The organism is Novosphingobium mississippiense, assembly GCF_044029535.1.
Lineage (GTDB): Bacteria > Pseudomonadota > Alphaproteobacteria > Sphingomonadales > Sphingomonadaceae > Novosphingobium.
Genome location: NZ_CP147003.1, coordinates 784656 through 806872, shown reverse-complemented (window position 1 = coordinate 806872; position 22217 = coordinate 784656). Strand labels below are relative to the sequence as shown.

Genomic DNA, 22217 nt, shown 5'->3' with positions numbered 1-22217 from the left:
GCGATGAGGCCGCACCGTTTCGCATCATGGACGCTGCCCGACTGTCCGAACCGCATAGGGCAATAAAAAATCCCGCCAGGATCGCGCCCGGCGGGATATTCGTTGCCTTTCCTTGCGCCGCCTAGACGAGCGCGGCGATCTCCATCTCGACGGTCAGGCCGGCGTCCTCGCAATGCCGGGCAAGTCGCAGGGTCAGGCGATCGGCTAGCGGCTCCCAGCCATGCTCGCCCCAGCGCTGCAATGCACGTGGTTCCAGCGGAACAGTGACCCGGCGGCTCTCCCCGGCGTCCAGCTGAATACGGGTAAAACCTACCAGCGCACATTCGGGGCGATCGCGGTAGACCTGCACGACATCGCTGCCCGCGCGGTTCGACAGATTGCGCACGGTCACTCGCAGCGCGTCCTCCTCGACCGCTGCATCGGTCCATTCGAAACGCGCATAACCCATACCCGATCCGAACGGATGGCGCGCGGCCGTGCCCTTGGCGGCAAGCCCGCGATAGCCCAACAGCGTGCCTTCGGAATAGGCCAGCGAACCATCGGCGGCGGGCTGGAGCGCAAAGGCAGGATAGTCCGCCTCGCTTGTGGCGATCGTCACCGGCATGCGCCCACCCGGCTCGCGCGTGCCCGAAAGCACATCGGCCAAAGCGCGGGCGAAACCCTCTCCCGGATACCAGACCGAGAGCAGCGCCGCTGCCTTATCCTCCCACGCGCTGTCGAACGCATGGCCGACATTGACGATCACGGCCGTGCGCGGATTGGCCGCCGTCACCGCATCGATCAGGCGCAGCTGTTCGGCGGGCAACAGGGTATCGGGCCGGTCCTTGCTCTCCACGCTGGAATCCGAAGTCTCGCCCACGATCAGGAACACCGCGTCCGCCGCACGGGCAACATTGACCGCGGCCTGCAGCATCTCTTCGGCGCTGCCGGGGCCGCGAAGGCCATACCACAGGCCTTGCACGCGCCCGCCGGTCCACGAGAATTCGACCGTGATCAAAACCTCCTGCCCTTCGGCGAGATCGAAGCTAACCACATCGGAATCGCCGCGCTTCAGCACGCCCATCACATCGCCTGCCGGGATCTCTCCGCCCGCGCGCAACACTTCCGCCCCATCGACAAGGATGCGCGCCGCGCCGGTCGAGCCGAGGTGCAGCCTGTGTTCGCCGCCGCGCGTCGCCGTGTAGTGACCGCTGGCGCGTACCGAGCCCGGCTCCGTAAAGCGCGCCTGATCATGGACCCCCACGAACCAGACCAACGAATTGGTGTCGCGCGTCTCGCGGGTGAGCACTTCGCCCGCACAGTTAGGTGCGCCATAATATTCCAGCGTCATGCCGCGCGTGCAGCCGTCGCCGATATCCATCGCGGGCGACACGGCCATGTTCGGCAGGCGCGGCTGCGGATCGACGCCGGGCTCGAACAGGATCTCGCACGAGGCGCCATAAGTCTCGCGCAGCGCTTCGACCGGCGTCGGCGCATCGGGCGAGATCGATATCTTGGCGAAGGTGCCACCCTGGAAGCATGGCGCCCAGGCATTGGGGCCGATCACCGCCAAAGTCTTCACTGATCCCGGCACGAGCGGCAGCATATCACCGTCGTTGCGCAGCAGCGTGAAACCGGCGGCCGCCGCCTCGATCAAGAGCGCCTCCGCCTCGGCTGCCGGCATCGGCGGGGTCTTGCCGGCAGTGATCCGGCGCGCGACGGAAGCCACGCGCGAAGCCGCGTCCTCAATGCGCGCCGGATCGACCGCCCCCACAGCCACTGCCGCCTCCAGCTTGTTCCCCATGAACCGCGCCGGCCCCGGCATTTCCAGATCGAGGCCGGCGTTGATCGTGCCCTCGCTGGAATGGGTGCCGAACCAGTCGCTCATGATCAGGCCCGCAAAGCCCCAGTCCTGCTTGACCACGCTGGTCAGGACATGCGCCTGTTCGGAGCACCACGATCCGTTCACCTTGTTGTAGGCCGCCATCAGCCCCACGCAGCCGGCCTTCGCAGCATATTCGAACGGCAGCAGGTAAACCTCACGCAAGGTCCGCTCGTCCACCTGCACGTCGACCTCGTCGCGCGCAGTCTCACTGTCGTTGCAGACCATGTGCTTGGCGACGGAACCGGTACCGGTCGATTGCAGGCCCTTGACCCATTCGGCGCCGAGCACGCCGGTCAGCACCGGGTCCTCGGAGAAATATTCGAAGGCACGGCCCGCCAGCGGACTGCGCGCGAGGTTCAGGTTGGGCGCCAGCACCGCATCCACCCCGCGCGAGACGGCCTCGCTGCCGACCAGCGCACCAACGCGCCGGGTGAGATCGCGATCCCAGGTCGCACCCAGCAGCGTCGAACACGGGCTGAGCAAGGCGATATCCCGCTCGTCCACTTTGCCGCTGGCGATGCCGAGCGGGCCGTCGGACATGGTGAAGGACGGTATGCCGGCTTCGGGCACGGCGAGCGTAGACCACATCGCGCCACCGGCCGTGAGCGCACAGGATTGCGCCAAGGTGAGATCGCTCATGCCGATGCCTCCATGCGGAAACCCATGATCTGCTCGGCCTGCGCGCGTACGGCGCGGGCAATGCCCTGGTCGGTGAGGCTACCGTCCGCGGCGAAAGGCTTCTGCTCGACGGAGTTGACCGCCACACCCACCGGCGTCGGCCAGCCACGCATGGCGTGGACCACGTCGCGCATGGCCGAAAGCGTGGTGCCGCAGGCCTGCCAGCCTGCTGCGGTGACGACGAGGCCGACCGGGCGCCCGTCGAAATAGACGCGCGCATCGCCGCGCAAGTCTTCCAGCAAGTCGATGGCGTTCTTGACCAGGCCGGAATAACCGCCGTGATAGCCGGGGCTGCCGATCACGATGCCATCCGCACCGCGCACGGCCTCCACCAGCGTCTGCTCTTCGGGCGTACGGGCCGGGTTCTCCGGATTGAAGTGCGGCAGCGCGGCCAGCTCAGGGCCATCGAACATCACGGTATCGGCGCCGAGAGCCGCGCATTCGGCCAGCACGGCGCGCACGATCCGCTCGCTGGAAGAAGACTGGCGGAACGTACCACCAAGCCCCACGATCCGCCGCGGGGTGGACGAAATCACGGTCATCGCATTCTCCTCACTGGCGCGGCCTTCTTGTGGGCCACACCGTCATGTCGATCTACCGAGAATGCCCGAACGGGCATTCTCGGGGCGGTACCGGCTCGCTCCTCCAACCAACCATCCAACAGGATATTCTCGTGGGTGGTTGGGTGGGGGAGCGGGCCGGTGCCGCAAAATCCGCCTTCAGCGGATTTTCAAACCAACCCTCAGGCCGGAACGGCTGCCTTGAACGCCGGCATCACCTTTTCCGCCATCAGGCGCAGCGTCTGGTCGCCATAGGCAAGGCGCTGCTCGGTCAGCGGGCCGGTGGTGGTGCCGCAAAGGACGTTGCCGATACCCAGTTCGGCATAAGGCGTCAGATGCTCCACCACCGTTTCGGGCGAGCCGTAGAGACACCAGGTGCCGATCCAGTCGTCGGTCAGCGCGTCGGGCGTCTTGTCCGTCTTCTTGTTGGCATCGTCGCTTTCGGCGCGGGCGTTGAACTCCGCCTCGCGCTCGATCGCTTCCTGATAGCTGCGCAGGATCACTTCCAGTTCCTCGCGCGCCTGATCATCGCTCTCGGCCACATGGACGACCTGATAGGTGTGCGTCGTCCAGTCGAGCGCGGACTTGACCACCGCATCGTCATGGCCGGCTTCCAGCAGGAAGCCCTTGTAGATGTCGAACCACTTCTTCACGTGGACGAAGGGCTCGGTTCCGCCGATCTTGGGCGGGGTGAAGGCAGGGATGAACGCCGGCCAGCCATTCTCCGCCGCGCGGCGCGAGCTGGCCTCCTTCATCGCCACCGGCATCAGGCGCGCATGGCCCGGCGTAAAGGGCGACGGGGTGATGCGCTGAAGCACGCGGCCCTTGTACGGCCCGTTGTCGATCACCACCGCCGGATCTTCCATGCCCTTGGCCCAGAGCTGTTCGGCAATCGCCAGGTTGTTTTCGGCCAGGCGGCCGGCATCGCGATAGTCCACCGCGAAGCCGATCATCTCTTCCGGCGTGGTGCCCGAACCGACGCCGACCAGCAGCTTGCCGTCGGTCAACTGGTCCAGGATGTTGATCCGTTCGGCAAAGCGTACCGGGTGATGCAACGGCACGGAAACGACCGAGAAGCCGAAATGCATCTTCGGCATCTGCGCGGCGAGGTAGGCGGCGAAGATGAAGCTGTCGCTGGCAACCGGCATGTAGCCGTTGAAGTGGTGGTCCGGCAGGAAGATCGCATCGTAATCGAGATCGGCCGCCAGTTTCGCGTGCCCTTCAAGATCCTTCATCAGCTTGCGGTCCTGTTCGGGACCAAGCGAACGGGCGTTCAGAAATACGGAAAAGCGCATCTTCCCCTCCCTTGGGGCATTGCCGCCGCCGCGATGGCGTGCCGGTCGATGTGAATAAGACTGAATTAGAATTGACGTTCGTATTTCGATAGGCTGTTTGTTGCTTCCATGTCAACACGCTCAAAACCCAAGGCCGCCAAAAAAGAGCTGGCCGTCGATACCGTCAGCCGCACCCCGCAGCAGGGGCGCAGCAAGGCCTCGCTCGAACGCATGGTCACGGCGGCCGAAAAGCTGATGCTGGAACGGGGGAGCGAGGAGTTCACGCTTCAGGAGGTGAGCCAGACCGGCAACGTCTCGATCGGCTCCATCTACCTGCGGTTCGAAAGCAAGGAGAACCTTGTCCGCGCCGTGATCGGCAATCACCTCAAGCGCATGGAAGAGCGCGAGAATGAGATGATGGTCCGCGTACGCAGCGAATCCGATTCACTGGCCACCGTGGTTCCCGCCTTCGTCGAAAACTACGCCGAACTGCTGCGTGAAGAGGCGCCGCTGCTGCGCCAGAGCATGGCCCGCGCCGCCTTCGACCCACTGGTGGCGGAACCCGGCCGCGAAAGCGCCAACCGCGCCGCCGCCCTGGGCATCGGGGCGATGCTGGAATATCGCAACCAGTTTGGCGGATCGGATCAGGATCGCAAGGCGAACGCCGCCTACCAGATCATCTTCGCCACGCTGGCCCGCCAGTTGAGCCTCGGTTCGACCGGCGAATCGGTACACCCGCAGGACTGGAAGGAACTGAAGATAGAACTGGGCCGGATGTGCCTGGCCTATCTGACCACCGACTTGTGATCGTTTTGCGGCCTCAGGCCTCGGGCCCCAGATCGGGCGCCCAGGGCACGCCGTTGATGTGTCCGCCGCCGTCGACGAACAGGGTGTTGCCCGTCAGGTAACGGGCATCCTCACTGGCCAGAAATGCAACGACACCGCCAATATCCGTCTCCGGATCGCCAAGGCGGCCCATCGGATTGGCGGCTGCGGCCGCAGCGGCGGCGTGGGGCTGAAGCTGCTCGAACTGGCGTAGCGCGGCAGAGCGTGCCGCTGGGCAGACCACGTTGACGCAGATGCCATAAGGCGCCCATTCGCGCGCGGCCGTCCGCGAATAGGCGCGCAGCGCTTCCTTGCCCACGTTGTAGTCCGCGGTGCCTATGTGGGCGTTGACCCCATTGAGGGAGGCCATGTTCACCACCCTTCCCCAATGCCTTGCGCGCATATGCGGTAGAGCCGCCTCCATCGCCCATTTCGCCGCATAGAGGCACATGTCCATGGTGCCGGCGAAGACATCGTCCGTCTTGGCCTCGATCCGGGCATGGCCGCGACCGCGATAGGCATTGTTCACGAGGATATCGATCGACCCGAAGCGATCGACGCACTCGCCCACGGCGGCCAGGACCTGATCGCGGCTGGTTACGTCGCAGGCCACGAACGCGGCCTCGCTGCCGAGTTTGCGCAGTTCCTCGGCCACGCCCGGTCCGCGCTCTCCATCGAAATCGACCACCAGCACGGCCGCGCCTTCCGCCGCAAGCCTTCGCGCCGCCCCTCGGCCGATCCCGTCCGCCGCCCCGGTGACCAACGCCGCGCGTCCTTTCAACGTCCCCATCGAATCCCCCCACCGTTCCGTTCGATTTTCCGAGTGAATATTACGCATATCATAATACGAAAACTAATAATGTCACATTTTGCGTTGACGTTACCGCATATCAATGCTGACTTCGAGGATATAAATCAGGAGCGGCCATGCGAGCCGGATACCTGCGAACGATAAAAGCCGGGTCGTCCCGGCAGCGAGGAGAGGACAGAATGGCAATCGATTTTGCCGGCAGGAACGTGCTGATCACCGGCGGCGGCTCGGGCATAGGGCTTGCCTGCGCGGAAAGCTTCGCCGCCGCCGGCGCCCAGATCGCCATTGCGGAAGCGGACGAGGAGCGATGCGCCGGCTTCGCCGCCCGCTTCCCCGAAGCGCTGGTCGTCCCATGCGACGTGACCGACCGCGCCGATATCCGCAAACTGGCGGAACGGATCGGCGAATGGACCGGCGCGCTGGACGTGCTTGTCAACAATGTGGGCCACTTCCTCCACGCAAAGCCCTTCGACGCTTTGGACGACGAGGAAATCGATGCCATCGTGGAGATCAATTTCGGCCAGGTGATGCGGGTCACCCGCGCCATGCTGCCGCTGCTGCGGGCGGCAGCGCCCGGATCCAGCATCGTCAACATCACCTCGATCGAGGCGTTTCGCGGCATTCCCAACTGCGCCGTCTATGGCGCGGCCAAGGCGGCCGTCACCGGGCTGACGCAAAGCCTGGCACTGGAACTGGCCCCGGCAGGCATCCGCATCAACGCGGTCGCGCCCGAAACCACCGATACGCCGCAAGTGCCGCTGGATTACATGATCCCGCCGGAAAACCGGGCACACATGGATAAATGGATACCGCTCGGCCGGTTCGGCCACGCGGCGGACAGCGCCGGGGCCGCGCTCTATCTGGCCAGTCCGCTGGCCGCCTGGGTCACCGGCACCACCGTCCATGTAGACGGTGGCGCCCTGGCGGCGGCAGGCTGGATGCGCACGCCGGATGGCCAGTGGACCGTAACCCCGATGATCAGCGGCAATGGCGTCTCCCTCGGTGGCTGACGGGCACGCCACGGAAGGCCCGCTCCGGGACATGCTGGATCGGCTGGCGCTGCGGCAGACCGCAGAAACTTACGCCATCGGCGCGGACCGGCGGGACAAGGCGATGTGGCGGAACGTGCTGGCACAGGACTGCGTGATCGAAGGCCCGGGCTTTACCACCACGGGTCGGGAAGAATGCCTGTCCTCACTCGACGGGCTGGACCAGATGTTCCGGGCAACGCGGCATTGCGTCCACCAGCAACGGGTCAGCATCGAGGGTAACCACGCCTTTGGCGAGACTTACTGCACCGCCGAACACCTGCTGCCCGATCGGGACGCAGTGCTGGTCTGGGCGATCCGCTACCAGGACGAATGGCAAAGAGAACAGGCCGGGGCGGCGCGCGAATGGCGCTTCACCCGGCGAAAACTGGTCCTCGACTGGACCGAAACACGGCCCGCAACCCCCGTGGGCCAGATGGAGGAGATGCAACGATGAAACTGCTGGTAATCGGCGGCACGGGCGCGCTGGGCGGCCATGCCGCGATCCACATGGCTGCGCAGGGACACGACGTAACCGTCGCCGGCCGCAGCGCCCCCCATGCCGCAACGCCGATGGCCGCCATGCCATTCCTGCAGGGCGATTACGTTGCCGGCGATTTCACCCCCGACCGGCTTGAAGGCTTCGACTGGGTGATATTCGCCGCTGGCAACGATCCGCGCCACGTGCCGCAGGGCGAGGATTTCGAGAAGTTCCTGATCCGCGCCAATCACGAAGCCATTCCCGCAGTCTTCGCCGCCTGCGCCAAGGCCGGTGTGGGCCGCGCGGTGCAACTCGGCAGCTTCTATCCGCAGGCTGCCCCGCACTTGCTGGAAGGCAACGCCTATATCCGTTCGCGCCTTGCCGCCTGCGAAGGGGCACGGGCCGAGGGGCGGCCCGGGTTCGACGTGACCAGTGTTAACGCACCCTTCATGGTGGGTACCGTTCCCGGCTTGCCCAGCGCCATCTTCGAACCTTACGTGCAGTGGGCGGAGGGGCTGATCCCGATCGAAGCCTACGCCCCGCCCGGCGGCACCAATTTCATGTCCTACCGCTCGCTGTCCGAAGCGCTGGAAGGCGCACTGCTGCGTGGCGAGCCGGGCAAGGCCTATCTGGTGGGCGACGAAAACCTGTCCTTCCGGGACTATTTCCAGCTCTTCTTCGACGCCGCCGGCAAGGCGACGCGGGTCGAGGAGCGCGATGCGGAACTGCCGCTGCTTCCCGACGTGGCCATTCCGCAAGGCCGGGGCAACTGGATCCGCTATGAACCCGATGCCGCTGAAACCGCCCTGCTCGGCTATCGCCGCAAGGACATTGCCGCGGCAGTCAGGGAAATAGCCGGCCAGTTCGGCAGCGTGAAGGCGTAAAGTCCAGTGCGGGGGTGGGGTTGAGGCCCCTCAGCCCCCGCACGATTCGCGGATGACAAGCTCGGTCGGCAAGCGGTCCACCGCCATGCGCGGGCGCGAATCGAACACGCTGGATACCAGCCGCCGCCCTGCAAGCTGGGTGTCCTGCCGAATGGTCGTCAGCTTGGGCGTACTGAGCCGGCTGAGCAGCATGTCGTCATAGCCGACCACCGCCACATCACGCGGCGTTTCCAGTCCCGCGCGCTTCAGTGCCTGGATCGCGCCCAGCGCCAGCAGGTCGCTGGAGGCGACGATGCCATCGAACACGATGCCATCCTCGATCATGTGACTTACTGCAGCATCGGCGTGGTCCAGTTCGAACTCCACCGTCACCATCAGGCGGGGATCGACATCCACCCCCGCTTCCTCCAGCGCCTGGACATAGCCGCGCCGGCGCTGCTCCGCCTCGGGATCGGTGCCGCCCACGAAAGCGATCCGCTGCCGCCCCAGGCGTAGCAGATGGCTGGTCGCGCGGCGGCCGCCGAACAGGTTGTCCGATCCGATCGAGCGATAGCGCTGGCCCGGAAGCTCCGCCCCCCACACCACGAAGGGATGGTTGCTGTCCGCCAGGCGGTTGAACGCCTCATGCAATTCGCCCTGCCCCAGAAAGATCGCCCCGGTCGCCCGGCTGGTCGTGCTGGCGATCACCAGATCCTCGTAACTGCCCGGCGAAACGTGGCTAACGGTGAAATCGCATCCACGCGCTCTCGCCGCCTCGCCGATGCTGGCCAGCAGTTCGAGGAAGAAAGGATGGGAAAGCGGCAGCGGACGGCCGTGGGCATGGGGCGTGACGACGACGATGCTGCCTTCCGATCCGATCGGCGCCGCCGGCATCGACATGCGGAACGGATAGTCGTGCTCGTGCGCCAGCGCCCAGATGCGCTGCTTGGTACGCGAACTGATCAGGGGTTGGTCATTGAGCGCGCGCGACACGGTCGACACCGACACGCCGGCCAATCGCGCAAGATCCTCCAGTGTCGTTTTCCGGGCATTCCCAAGTGTCATTCCGCCTCGCCCATACCAAATCGTGTCGACATCCTGTAGCGCATGAGATGGGGAGGATTGCAAGATGACCGATCCTGATCGTGCGCCTGTACCGGCAAAACCGGACGCCGACAGAGGGGAAAAGGCCAAAATTCTGGACATGAGCGTCGGCCTTTTCGGCGTTCAGGTGGTCTGGGGTCTGCAAAATGTTAACACCAGCCGCATTTTCCAGAGCCTGGGCGCAGACCTTTCGGACCTGCCGCTGCTGTGGATCGCAGCGCCGATCACCGGCCTGCTGGTGCAACCGCTGGTGGGTCATTTCAGCGATCGACTGGGCGGCAGCGATTGGGGGAACCGCTGGGGGCGGCGCAAGCCCTTCATGGTGGCGGGATGCCTGCTGACGGTCATCTCCATGTGGGTCATGGGCCATGCCGCCAGCCTTGCCATCGCCATTGCCGGGCTCTGGATGCTGACCGCCTCGGTCAACCTGCTGATGCACCCCTTGCGCGCGCTGGCGGCGGACCAGTTGACGGCAGAGGAACGCGCGCTGGGCTTTTCGATGCAAGTGCTCTTCATCGGCGCCGGTGCCGTTTTCGCGTCCACGCTGCCCTGGGTTCTGGTGAACCTGTTCGGGATTTCCGGAACCGTGGAGGATCGCGGCCTGCCCCGCTCCGTGGAACTGGCCTTCGAGGTAAGCGCGCTAGCGGTTACCCTCACCGTGGGCTGGGCGCTGCTGCGAACGCGCGAGAGGGCGATGCCGCCGTCCGCGCCGTCGACATCGGATACGCCGTCCCCCGTCGCCGGCGCAAGCGCCGGACTGGCCGCGATCGGCATTGCGCTGGCCATCGCGGTGACGGCCGCACTGGCGCCGCTGCGGCGGGAGGCTTACCTGTTGGCCGGGGTGATCGGCGCCTTTGGCGTCCTGCGGTTCCTGCGCTCGCGTTTCACCACGCGCGACAAGGATGGCCGGGGCGTCCTGACCATTCTGGACGACATCGCGGCCATGCCGCAGGCGATGCGGCGGCTGGCGGTGACGCAATTCCTCACCTGGTTCGCGCTGTTCATCGTCTGGGTCTATTCGGTGCCGGCGATCGCCCTGCGCCACTTCGGCACCAGCGACCCGCGTTCGGCCGCCTATGCCGCCAGTGCGGACTGGGCAGGCGTGCTGGCAGCGCTTTACGATGGCACCGCGGCGCTGGTGGCACTGGGATTTCCCTTGCTGGCGCGCGCATTGGGCCTTCGGTTGGTGCATGCGGCGTGCCTTGCCACCGGTGCCGTCGGCATTGCCGGGCTGCTGCTGGTCGACGGGCCGGGCATGTTGTGGATGCCGGCCTTCGCCATCGGCATCGCCTGGGCCTCGATCCTGGCGGTGCCCTACATGATCGTCGCCGAATCCTCCCCCGCCGCCAAAGTCGGCGTCTACATGGGCATCCACAACGTGTTCCTGGTGCTGCCGCAACTGGTGGGTGCCGCCTGCCTGGGGCTGGTGGTGGATAGCCTGCTGGACGGCCGGGCCGACCTGATGCTGGTGGTGGCCACCGTCGCCATGGGCCTGGCGGCGGCCAGCAGTCTCCTGCTTCCCCGTACCGATGCCCGGGTCACGCCGCTGGCCGCATGAACGCTGCCGTCCCGTTATGCAAAACTTTGCAAGTCAGTTTATGCAAAGTTTTGCATTAACTTCATCGCAGTTCTCCCGAAAATATACAAATACCTCAGATTACAAGGCCATTTTCCCTCTTGCGTGTTGCGCAAATTTACGCAAATGTTGCGCACAGACCGGATCAAGTCCGGCTACACAATGGGGAGGACACAATGCTCAGTCTGCAGCAGACGAAGCGTGCGCTCGCGTGCAGCGCATCGGCCACGGCACTGCTTTTCAGCGCAACCATCGCACAGGCCCAGGATCAAGGGACGCCGGGCCAGCCCGCCAACGACAGCGTCAGTGACGGGTCCAATGACAGCGGCAACGCCATCATCGTTACCGGCGTGCGCAGTGCCCTGGAAACCTCGGCGTCGATCAAGAAGAACGCCGATACCTTCGTCGATTCGATCACTGCCACGGACATCGGCGCATTCCCGGACAAGTCCGCGGCCGAAGCGCTTCAGCGCATCCCCGGCATCACCGTGAACCGCCTGCAGTCGGCCGACGACAGCACCCACCCCTCCGGCGAGCCGACCAGCGTGCTGATCCGCGGCTTGCCGATGGTCCGCACCGAATTCAACGGGCGCGACAGCTTCTCCGCAGACTCCGCACGCGGGCTTCAGTTCAACGACGTTTCGCCCGAACTGCTTGCCGGCATCGACGCCTACAAGAACCAGACGGCGGACATGATCGAAGGCGGCATTGCCGGCACCGTGAACTTGCGCACCCGCCTGCCGTTCGACCAGAAGGGCCTGCTGGTCACCGGCGTTGCCAAGCTGAATTACGGCACCCTGTCCGACAAGGTTACGCCGGAATTCTCCGGCCTGATCAGCAATACCTGGGACACCGGCGCCGGCCGTTTCGGCCTGCTGGCGGACTATGCCTGGAGCCACGTGATCACGCGCACCGAAAGCGTGATCATGGACAAGATCGATACCTACTGCACCTCCGGCTTCGGCACCAAGGATGCAGGGATCGTCAATTCGGACGGCAGCGTGGCCTGCACCGGCAACCCGTTCGGTGGCTCCGGCTGGGCCTATGCGCCGGACGGCGTGCGCTATTCACAGGTCGATTACGACCGCAAGCGCCACGGCCTTGCCTTGGCCGCGCAATATGAAAGCCCGGGCGGCGACGTGCACGCCACCGTGCAGTACCTGGATTCCAAGTACAAGAACGCCTGGTACGAACGCGCCAGCCACGTCATTCTGGACGGCAACTACTTCGGCACCGCGGCATTCAACCCCCGCACCGGCACGATCCTCGGCCCGGCGGACGGCACTTCGCCGTTGGTGTTCGGTTCGGACGGCATGCTGCAATCCGGCATCCTGACGCAGCCGCACGGCAGCTTTTCCGGATCGTACGACAGCCTGCAGGCCGCACTCAACGCCGGTTCGGCGATCCCCGGCGTTCCCTTCGTCAACTACTGCGGCGCAGGGGCCAATTGCTCCACTCTGCGCGACGGCATGTATTTCCAGAACGAGGCGCGCAAATTCAACCACTCGGAAGGCACCAAGGACCTTTCCGCGCACATCGACTGGCAGGCCAACGATCGCCTGCGCTTCAGCGCCGACGCGCAGTACATCGACGCCTCCACCTACAACAACGACATCCTGGTCGCGACCGGGTCGATGGCCAACTTCGACTATAGCGTGAACAAGGACGGCACCCCGCAGGTCACCCTGTTGCCGGGCGACAACGTCAACTACGCGGCGGGCGGGCTGGCCAACGCGCACAACTACTGGATCCCGTTCATCCAGGGCCATGTCGAGGATAACGACGCCAAGGAATTCTCCACGCGGGGCGACGCCGAATTCAAGTTCGCCGACGGCAGTTGGCTGGACTCGCTCTCGGTTGGCGTGCGCTATTCGAACCGCAACCAGACGGTGCGCTATTCGACCTTCAACTGGACCTCGATCGCGGCGCCGTGGAACTGCAACGGCCCCGGCTTCAATGCCGACAATACCACCGGCGGCGCCTATCCCACCGATACCGGCAACTGCGTGGGCAATGCCGGCCATCCGGACTTCACCGGCTATGGCAGCGGGATCTGGGAATCCTACAACATGGGCAAGTTCTACTCCGGTGGAACATACCCCAACGGCCAGCTGGTCTACCTGAATCGCAGCACGCTCAACGATTACGACCATCTGATCGACTCGCTGGGCGGCGCGCAGACGCATTCGCCGCTGGGCACCGGCTACACCGGCATCTGCGACCGTCCGGAAGCGACCGTGGACGGCTGCTTCACGCCGGGCGAAGTGATGAAGGTGCGCGAAAAGACCTGGGCCGGCTATGCCATGCTGCGCTTCGGCGGGGACGACAAGTACATCGGCGGCATCAGCGTAACCGGCAACGTGGGCCTGCGCGTGGTCAACACCAAGACCCGCAGCGAGGGCAGCGTCGCCTTCCCCCAGGCCAACATCTTCGACAACCTTCAACCCTGCGGCACGCCGCTTTCGGGCACCGACATCGTCAATCCCAGCTGCTATCTGACGGACGACGTGCGCAACTTCGCGAACGGCGCGGTTCAGCCGGATACCTACACGGGATCGCACACCGACTGGCTGCCCAGTTTCAACGTGCGCCTGGGGCTGGATACCCGAAACTTCGTGCGTTTCGCCTATTCCAAGGCGATCTCGCGTCCGGATTTCGGCCTGCTTCGTGACACGGTTGCGATCAACGCCCCGATCCTGAACACCGGGCCGGATTCGCCCTACGTGGTGCTCAACGCGCCCAATGCAGCGCCGATCGCGTCCAACGTCGTGGGCTACAACTTCGTGTTCCGCGCCAATTCGGGCAATGCCGCACTGAAGCCGGTCTCGGCCGACCAGTTCGACATCTCGTTCGAACACTATGCGGGATCGACCACCTCGTTCACGTTCACGGCGTTCTACAAGAAGCTGAACAACTACATCACTTACGGGCAGTTCGACCGTGAGATCACCAACGGCAGCTCCACGCAGGCAGTGCAGATCATCGGCCCGCAGAACTCCAAGGGCGGTGGCAAGCTGAAGGGCTTCGAGGCTGCGTTCCAGACCTTCTTCACGTTCCTGCCGGGTGCGCTCAAGGGGCTGGGTACGCAGGTCAACTATACCTTCGTGGACCAGTCGGGCATCAGCAACTCCAACCTGATCACCGCATCTTCGAGCGGCGACGTCGGCGCCTTCGGCGCGGGGCAACAGGCACTGGGCGGCACCGGTTCGGTGATCGACTCGCACCGTCTGGCCGGCATCTCGAAGAGCACGTTCAACGTGGTCGGGCTCTACGAATACGGTCCGTTCGGCTTCCGCCTCGCCTACAACTGGCGCTCTCGCTACCTGACGCAGAACCTGGACTGCTGCATCGGCTTGCCGGTGTTCCAGAAGGCATCCGGCTTCCTTGACGGCTCGATCCGCTGGTCGGTTACCGACTTTGCTGAAATCTCGCTGGAAGGATCCAACCTGCTGGGCACCAAGTCGATCTACCAGCAGCAGATCTTCGGGGACTCGCCGCAGACGCCCGGGGCCAAGGCGGTCTACCGCGATGCCAACTGGAGCCGCGTTGACCGTCGCTTCCAGCTGGGCCTGCGCCTGAAATACTGAAGGGCTCTCCCTGCCGCGCCGCCGACCGAACCCTCCGGCGGCGCGGCCCCTTTCCTGAAGGGATAGGACGGCGTGAATACGAAAACACAGGATCGGCAGCCGGCGGGGCCTCTTCGGGTCGTCATCCTCGGCGGCGGCACGGCCGGATGGATGGCTGCGGCGGGCCTCGCAAGCCAGCTTCCCACGAACGACTACACGATCACGCTGATCGAATCGGACGAGATCGGGACAGTCGGCGTGGGCGAAGCGACGCTGCCGCATATCAAGCAATTCAATGACATGCTGGGGCTGGACGAGGCCGAAGTGCTGCGCGCCACGCAGGCGACGTTCAAACTGGGCATCGAGTTTCGCGATTGGGACCGCGCCGGTTCCAGCTATATCCACCCCTTCGGCACCTTCGGCGAACCGTGGGGCGGCATCGGCTTCCAGCACCATTGGCTGAGAGCGAAAGCGCTGGGCCGCGATCCGGGACCGCTGGAGGCCTATTCCTTCGCCGTCATGGCCGCGCGCGCAAACCGCTGCGCCATGCCCGACGGCGATCCGCGCGCGATCGCATCGACCTTCAGCTATGCCTATCACTTCGACGTGACGCTCTATGCCGGATACTTGCGCGATTGGGCCATCGGACAAGGCGTGACGCGCATCGAAGGCCGCATGTGCGCTGCCGAGCGTGACGACGACAGCGGCGATCTGCTTGCCCTGACGCTTGCCTCTGGCGAGCGGGTCGAAGGCGATTTCTTCCTCGATTGCTCGGGCTTTCGCTCGCTGCTGCTGGGCGGCGAGTTCGGCGTGGAGTGGGAGGACTGGTCGCACTGGCTACCCTGCGACCGTGCCTTCGCGGTGCCCAGCGCGCATGGCGAGGCATTCCTGCCCTATACCCGCGCCACCGCGCGGCTTGCGGGCTGGACCTGGCGCATTCCACTGCAGCACCGCGTCGGCAATGGCTATGTCTTCTCCAGCCGCTACATCGAAGAGGACGCCGCGCGCGAGGCTCTGCTCACCGGACTGGAGGCAGAGTCCTTGGCCGAACCGCGCCTGCTGCGCTTTGCCCCCGGTCGCCGGCGGCGGACATGGGCCGGCAACTGCGTGGCGATCGGGCTGGCTGGCGGCTTTCTGGAACCGCTGGAATCGACCAGCATCTTCCTGATCCAAGCCGCCGTCACCGACCTCGCGCGCCTGATGCCGCGAACGCACGACCGGCCAGACCCAGCGCTTGCCGCCGAGTTCAACCGGCTTTCCGATCTTCAATACGCGCGGATCAGGGACTTCCTGATCCTGCACCACACCGCCAACCGCCGCCTTGGCGAACCGCTGTGGGACCACGTGCGCACGATGGAACTGCCCGAGACGCTGATGCACAAGCTGGCGCTGTTCCGCCGGCGCGCCACCCTGCCCGATTATCGCCACGGTCTGTTCTCACGCGATAGCTGGCTGTCGGTGCTGGTGGGTCAGGGCATCGAGCCGGAAGCGTTCGATCCGCTGGCGCAGACCATCCCGCCCGACGCGCTCACCTCTCGCCTGGACGATCTGCGCGGGCGGATCGCTGCCGGGGTTGCCGGGATGCCGGACCACGCCCGTTTCGTCCGCGATTATTGCGGTGCGGAGCCGGTTTGCGAAGGGCTCCCCGCGTGAGGCGGCTGGTTCTCGTCGGGCACGATGCACCCTTGTGGCTGGCCGCCGCCGTGCTGCACCGCGCGCTCCCGCCCGGGTTCATGGACCTGACCCTTGTGGCGCTTCCCGAAGAGGATGGCCCGGCGAAAGTCCACGCCACGCAGCCGCCGCTGGAATCGCTGCACAGCCGGATCGGGCTGGACGAAACTGCCCTGCTCGCCGCGACCGGAGGCACGTTTTCCGCCGGCCAGAACGTGACCGGACCGGGTTCACGCCCGTTCTTCCACGCCTGGTCCGCCTATGGCGCGCCGATCGAGGGGCAGCCCTTCTTCCTACAATGGCTGCGCGCGCGAGCGGACGGGATGAATGCCGATCTGCAGCAGTTCTGCCCCGGCGCGATCGCCGCGATCAATGGGCGGATGATGCTGCCCGGCAGCGAAAGCGCCCGGTTCGGCCGCTGCGACTATGGCTATCACTTGCAGGCCCATGCCTATGCCGGCCTGCTGCGCCGTCATGTCGAACACGCGGGCTGCACGATCCACACCAGCGAACAGGCGCATCCGCTGCCAACCGCAGACGGCCAGGGCATCGCCGCGATCCGGCTGGACGATGGGCAGATCATCGCAGGGAACTTGTTCATCGACCTGACGCAGGATGCCCTGCTGCTGCACGACCTGCCCGGCGCCCGCCGGGTCGGCGGCGATGGCGGATCGGCAACGCGCTGCCTTACCGCGCTGGCGCCGCCTTTCACGCGTATCCCGGCTTTCACCGAGTTGCGCGCCGGCCCCAACGGCTGGTTGCGCCTGAAGCCGACCCGCGCGGCGACCGGCGTCGAATATCATTTCGATGCGGGGGAGGATGACGGCATCGCGCTGGATGCGGCCAATCGCCTTGCCGGCTGCGCCCGGTTGGACGGCGTCTCCTTCGAAACGCGGGAAACCGGGCGTTTCGAAGCTCCTTGGATCGCGAACTGCATCGCCATGGGCAGTGCGGCCGAACGCTTCCACCAGTTCCACGACGTCGACCTGCATGCCGTTCAGCTTGGCCTCGTCCATTTCCTGGCGCTTTTGCCGCCGGGAGAGGACTTCTCCGCCGAGCGCGACGAATATAACCGCATCCTTGCCTCATCCTTCGCGCGCATCCGCGATTTCCAGCAGGCATTTCGCTCGCTGGCACCGTGGCCGGGCGCCTTCTGGGAGCGAGGGCGCGCCATTGCCGTCTCCCCCGAACTCGCGCACCGCATCGCCCTGTTTCGCGTGCGCGGAGAGATCGCGCCGCATGAGGACGAGAGCTTTTCGGAGGACAGCTGGCGCGTGATGCTCACCGGGCTTGGCGTGAGGCCCGAAAGCTGGCCACCAGCTGCCGACAGGCTCGATCCCGCCCAATTGCGCGGCGGCATGCGCACCATGCTTCAGTTCATCCGCGACGCCGTTCTGGCGCAACCCGACCATGCCCGCTGCCTGCCGGCGCTGAACTCCGGCGCCTGATCCCCTCTCAACAATGGAAAATGGAACCCCGATGATCCTGCGCACCGCGTTACTCCTCAGCGCGCTCGCCGTGCCCCTTTCGGCCCCTCTTGCCGCGGAGGCGCAGCAGCGCACCTGTGCGCAGTCGCCGGGCAAGGTGCTGGAAGTCTGTGTGGAAGTGCGCGACGGCCGCGCGACCTACGAAGTCTCGCGCCGGGGCCAGCAAGTGCTCGCCCCCGCCACGCTGGGCCTGGGCTTCGCGGGCGAGGCACCGGTGCGCTATACCGGCCTTTCCGATGTCCGAACCGGCACCGTGGACACCAGCTGGGAACAACCCTGGGGCGAGCAGCGGCTGATCCAAGACAACCACGCGGAGTTGGGGCTTACACTTGCCGGCGACACCCCGCTCAACCGCCACGTGGGCGTGACTTTCCGGATCTTCGACGAAGGCATCGGCCTGCGCTACGACTACAAGGACGTGCCCGCCGGGCAGAAGGTCGCCGTGATCAGCGACGGCACGCAGTTTCGCCCGCAAGGGCACTACACCGCCTGGTGGTATCCGGCGCTGGGGCAGGAGCGGGACGAGTACCTCTACACTTCGACCGACGCGCGCCGCATCACCACCGCTGAAACCCCGTTGACGCTGGAGCGGGACGATGGCCTCTACCTCTCGTTCCATGAGGCCGCGCTGGTAGACTGGCCCAGCATGTTGCTGGCCGGCGACGGTGCGGGCACGCTGTCCGCGCGCCTGATGCCGTGGCCCGATGGTACGTTGGCGTGGAAGACCGGGCCGTTCTCCACCCCTTGGAGAACGATCCTGATCACCGATTCCATCGGCACGCTGGCCGACAGCCGGATCGAACTGAACCTCAACGAACCCAACGCGCTGGGTGACGTATCGTGGTTCAAGCCGGGCAAGTACATCGGCGTCTGGTGGGAAATGCACCTGAAGCGCACGACCTGGGCCAGCGGGCCGCAGCATGGCGCCAACACCGCCAACGTCGAACGCTACATGGATTTCGCGGCGAAATACGGGTTCGACGGGGTGCTGGTCGAAGGCTGGAACAAGGGCTGGGACGGCGACTGGACCGTGGAGGGTGACAAGTTCAGCTTCACCGAAGCCTATCCCGATTTCGATATGGACGCGATCGCCGCCTATGGTCGCAAACGAGGCGTGCGTCTGATCGGCCATCATGAGACCGGCGGCGCGGTGGAGAACTATGCGCGCCAGATGAATGCCGCCTTCGATCTCTACAAGGCGCATGACGTGGGCGTGGTGAAGACGGGTTATGTCCGCCACAGCGGCAACATCGTCGATGCCGATGGCGGGCTGCAATGGTTCGCCGGGCAATATATGGTCCGCCACGATCTTGCCGTGGTGGAGGCCGCCGCCAAGCGGCACATCGCCATCGACACGCATGAACCCGTGAAGGACACCGGCCTGCGCCGCACGTATCCCAACTGGATCAGCCGCGAAGGCGCGCGCGGGCAGGAATACAATGCCTGGGGCGACCCCACCAATCCGCCCGAGCACATGACCATCCTGCCCTTCACCCGCCTCTTGGGCGGCCCGATGGACTTCACCCCCGGCATCTTCGACATTACCCGCGGCGGCATCGAGCTGACCCGCCGCGTGCAGTCCACTCTGGCGGTGCAACTGGCCGAATATGTCGTGGTCTACAGCCCGGTGCAGATGGCGGCGGACTTGCCCGAAAACTACGAGAAGAACCCCGCAGCCTTCCAGTTTATCCGCGACGTGCCGACCGACTGGGAAACGACGCGCACCCTGCAGGGCAAGATCGGCGACTATGTGGTGGTCGCCCGCCAGCAGCGCGGCGGCAAGGACTGGTATCTGGGCGCGATCACCGACGAGAACGCGCGCAAGCTGCAGCAAAAGCTGGACTTCCTTGCTCCCGGCCACCGTTACGAGGCGCAGATCTACGCGGACGGACCCGGCGCCGACTATCGCACGAAGCCCGATGCGCTGACCATCACCCGCAAGGTGGTGACGGCGCAGGACACGCTGGATCTGAACCTTGCGCCGGGCGGCGGCGCGGCGATCCGGTTCCGCGCGCTGGACTGATCCCGGCATTCCGAAAACGACAGAAAAAAGGGAGCATGGCCTTTGCGGTCATGCTCCCTTTCAAGGTGTCCCGAACGATGATCCCCTGCGCGGTCAAGGGGGACTAGAGGAGGAGAATGCGCCCTCTTCCGCGCAGGATCGTTCGGAAAATCGACTGGATCAGAAGCTCACGCTGGCGCGCACGCCATACGTGCGCGGCGGCTGGAACTGGTAGTTGTCGGTGAACGACACGAAGTTCTGCTGCGCGTAGGACAGCACGTTCTTGTCGAAGATGTTGCGCACGAAGGCCTGGATCTTCCAGCCGCCCACCGCCGGCTCATAGCTGAGCGAGGCATTGGCCAGGAAGAAGTCGTCCGTCTTGATATCCGGCACATTGAAGACCGAGAAGTAGTAGCTGGACGAATACTTGCCATCGACGTGTGCGGTCACCTTGCCGCTGCCCACCGCGAAGTCCTGGTCGATGAACGCCGTGGCGGAGAAGCTGGGTGCGTTGGGCAGGCGGTTGCCGCTGATGTCCACCGGATCGCCGTTGCCATCGTTGACGATGATGCCATTGCCGAACTTCGTGTGCATATAGGCAGCGTTGACGCCCACGCGGGTGTGATCGCCCAGCAGGGCCTTCACTTCACCCTCGGCGCCGAAGATCTTCGCGCTGCCGACGTTGAAGGTGCCGCTGCCGCCGTCGATCACGGCGGAGGTCTGCGAAGCCTGATAGCCGCGATAGCTGGAATAGAACACGTCCGCATTGATCTGCAGCGTATTGCCCATCAGCGAATTCTTGGTGCCCAGTTCGAACGCGTCCAGCTTTTCGGGGCCGTAAGGCACCGATGCCGCGCTGCCGTTCGAGTTGAAGCCGCCCGACTTGTAGCCGCGATCGTACTTGGCATAGATCAGCGTGTTGGCCGTGGGATGGTAGTTCAGGCCCGCGTGCCAGGTCGGCTGGCTTTCGCTCAGCTTACCCTCGCCCGGTGTCACCAGCGTCAGTGGCGGTGCGAAGGGGCTAGCCAGCGCGGGCAGGAACAGCACGGCCTGTCCGGTACGGTCCTTCTTGTCCCAGGTATAACGGCCACCAAGGCTGAGCTGTAGCTGATCGGTCAGCTTGTATTCGGCCTGACCGAACACCGCCTGCGAACGCGTCTTGATCTTGTAGTCGAACTTGATGCCGTATTCGTCAGGCTGGCCCAGATCCCCGAACTGACCGCCGGGTGCGAAATCGCCGGTCATCGCCAAGTTGTAGAGCCCGGAATCGACCGTGTTCTTCTCCTGGAAGTAGAAGTAGCCGGCCTGCACGAACAGGCGCGAGTTGGAATCGTTGCTGACGCGGAATTCGTGGTTCCAGGTCTTCGGCGTCTCGCTCTGGCGGAACTGGCGGTCGGCCGGATACGAAGGTCCGGAGGCATCCAGCACGTTCTTCCAGTGCTGTTCGTCATAGCCGCCCGAATAGACGAAGTTCAGCAGGCCCGGCGTCTGGTACGCCAGTTCCCAGCGAACGCGGTCGCCTTCCAGGCGGGTGGAGATCGGAACCTCGTTGGGGAACGCGCCCAGATCCTTGAACGAAGGCTGCGGACCACCCAGCGTGCCCTTCAACTGCGCGTCGCCGTGTACCTTGCGGGAATCGTGCTGGTAGGAAACCCAGGCCGAAAAACCATTGTTCTTGTAGAGCGCCTGCAGGCGGCCCGATGCGAAATCTTCATCGTCGCCATCCTTGCCCGGCCCGTCCAGCTTGCGATAGCCATCGTGCGTGATCAACGTGCCCGAAGCGCGCACCGCGAAGTGGTCGCTCACCGCCAGATTGGCGCCCATCTCGCCGGTGAAGGCGTTGAAGTTGCCCACTTCGACGGTGCTATAGCCGCCGTTTTCGAACGTCGGCCGGTTGGTGATGATGCTGACCAGGCCGCCGGTGGAATTGCGGCCGTTCAGCGTGCCCTGCGGGCCCTTCAGCACTTCGATACGGGCAAGGTCGTACATCGACGCGTTAATCGAGAAAGGACGGTTGGTGTAGAACCCGTCACGCGCGATGGGGACCGAGGGATCGCCGATCTCGGTCACGTCGGTGGAGGCGATGCCGCGGATCGCGACATAGGCCGCGCCGGCCGACGGCGAGATGTTCACGCTGGGATCGATCGCGGCCAGATCGCGCACCGAAGAAATGCCGGCATCGCGCAGGGCATCGCCCGAATAGACGTTGAGCGCGATCGGGGTGTCCTGCGCCGACGATGCCGTGCGGTTCGCGGTGACGATGATCTCGCCGAAGCCGCCCTGTTCCTGCTGCGGCGCCGTGTCGGCGGCCTGCGCGCCCGAAGCGGCTCCAGTAGCGGCCTGCGCATTGGCAGCCACCGGAGCGGCCAGCGCGGACGTCGCAAGAAGCACGAATGCCAGTCTCATTTCTCTCTCCCTCCAGGGCGG

General features: G+C 65.2%; 15 protein-coding genes. 9 read left to right on the top strand and 6 right to left on the bottom strand.

Translation table 11 applies throughout. The features are described 5' to 3' along the window. Positions 1-121: 121 nt before the first annotated feature. From WBP06_RS22225 to WBP06_RS22215, 3 genes are all read right to left on the bottom strand, one after another. Positions 122-2503: a glycoside hydrolase family 3 protein gene (locus WBP06_RS22225; RefSeq protein WP_395337287.1), complete on the bottom strand. Its 2382-nt coding sequence runs from the start codon at positions 2501-2503 to the stop codon at positions 122-124. Next, positions 2500-3084, bottom strand: a complete 585-nt coding sequence (locus WBP06_RS22220) for an NADPH-dependent FMN reductase (protein WP_395337286.1) — start codon at positions 3082-3084, stop codon at positions 2500-2502. Before WBP06_RS22220 ends, WBP06_RS22225 begins: the two co-directional genes overlap by 4 nt. A 200-nt stretch (positions 3085-3284) precedes the next feature. Continuing rightward, a complete protein-coding gene (locus WBP06_RS22215; protein ID WP_395337284.1) occupies positions 3285-4397 on the bottom strand; it encodes an LLM class flavin-dependent oxidoreductase in 1113 nt (370 codons plus the stop codon). Positions 4398-4505: 108 nt separating this feature from the next. Here WBP06_RS22215 and WBP06_RS22210 point away from each other — a divergent pair, with 108 nt between their 5' ends. Then, positions 4506-5183: a TetR/AcrR family transcriptional regulator gene (locus WBP06_RS22210; protein ID WP_395337282.1), complete on the top strand. Its 678-nt coding sequence runs from the start codon at positions 4506-4508 to the stop codon at positions 5181-5183. A gap of 13 nt (positions 5184-5196) precedes the next feature. Here the strand turns inward: WBP06_RS22210 and WBP06_RS22205 are convergent, their stop codons facing one another. Continuing rightward, positions 5197-5991, bottom strand: a complete 795-nt coding sequence (locus WBP06_RS22205) for an SDR family NAD(P)-dependent oxidoreductase (protein ID WP_395337281.1) — start codon at positions 5989-5991, stop codon at positions 5197-5199. Between the two features lie 200 nt (positions 5992-6191). Between WBP06_RS22205 and WBP06_RS22200 the strand changes: the two genes are divergently transcribed. From WBP06_RS22200 to WBP06_RS22190, 3 genes are read left to right on the top strand one after another with little or no spacing between them, the layout of a single operon-like run. Further along, positions 6192-7022, top strand: coding sequence for an SDR family NAD(P)-dependent oxidoreductase (locus tag WBP06_RS22200; protein WP_395337280.1), 831 nt, complete (start codon positions 6192-6194; stop codon positions 7020-7022). Next, entirely contained in the window at positions 7015-7497 is a 483-nt protein-coding gene (locus tag WBP06_RS22195; protein ID WP_395337279.1) for a nuclear transport factor 2 family protein, read from the top strand. The genes WBP06_RS22200 and WBP06_RS22195 overlap by 8 nt, the downstream gene beginning before the upstream one ends. Beyond that, positions 7494-8405: an NAD-dependent epimerase/dehydratase family protein gene (locus WBP06_RS22190; protein ID WP_395337278.1), complete on the top strand. Its 912-nt coding sequence runs from the start codon at positions 7494-7496 to the stop codon at positions 8403-8405. Before WBP06_RS22195 ends, WBP06_RS22190 begins: the two co-directional genes overlap by 4 nt. Positions 8406-8435: 30 nt before the next feature. Here WBP06_RS22190 and WBP06_RS22185 read toward each other — a convergent pair whose 3' ends face one another. Next, positions 8436-9449, bottom strand: coding sequence for a LacI family DNA-binding transcriptional regulator (locus WBP06_RS22185; protein ID WP_395337277.1), 1014 nt, complete (start codon positions 9447-9449; stop codon positions 8436-8438). 64 nt (positions 9450-9513) lie between these two features. Between WBP06_RS22185 and WBP06_RS22180 the strand changes: the two genes are divergently transcribed. From WBP06_RS22180 to WBP06_RS22160, 5 genes are all read left to right on the top strand, one after another. Next, positions 9514-11046 (top strand): MFS transporter, encoded by a 1533-nt coding sequence (locus WBP06_RS22180; protein WP_395337276.1) that lies wholly within the window; start codon positions 9514-9516, stop codon positions 11044-11046. Between the two features lie 194 nt (positions 11047-11240). Continuing rightward, entirely contained in the window at positions 11241-14651 is a 3411-nt protein-coding gene (locus WBP06_RS22175) for a TonB-dependent receptor (protein WP_395337275.1), read from the top strand. A 72-nt stretch (positions 14652-14723) separates the two neighbouring features. After that, a complete protein-coding gene (locus WBP06_RS22170; protein ID WP_395337274.1) occupies positions 14724-16283 on the top strand; it encodes a tryptophan halogenase family protein in 1560 nt (519 codons plus the stop codon). After that, positions 16280-17749 carry a tryptophan 7-halogenase gene (locus WBP06_RS22165; RefSeq protein WP_395337273.1) on the top strand — a complete coding sequence of 490 codons (1470 nt, stop codon included), beginning with the start codon at positions 16280-16282 and terminating at the stop codon, positions 17747-17749. The genes WBP06_RS22170 and WBP06_RS22165 overlap by 4 nt, the downstream gene beginning before the upstream one ends. A 31-nt stretch (positions 17750-17780) precedes the next feature. Beyond that, a complete protein-coding gene (locus WBP06_RS22160; RefSeq protein ID WP_395337272.1) occupies positions 17781-19811 on the top strand; it encodes a glycoside hydrolase family 97 protein in 2031 nt (676 codons plus the stop codon). Between the two features lie 159 nt (positions 19812-19970). On the opposite strand, the gene WBP06_RS22155 is transcribed toward WBP06_RS22160, so the two are convergent. Further along, positions 19971-22196, bottom strand: a complete 2226-nt coding sequence (locus tag WBP06_RS22155; RefSeq protein ID WP_395337271.1) for a TonB-dependent receptor — start codon at positions 22194-22196, stop codon at positions 19971-19973. Positions 22197-22217: the final 21 nt, after the last annotated feature.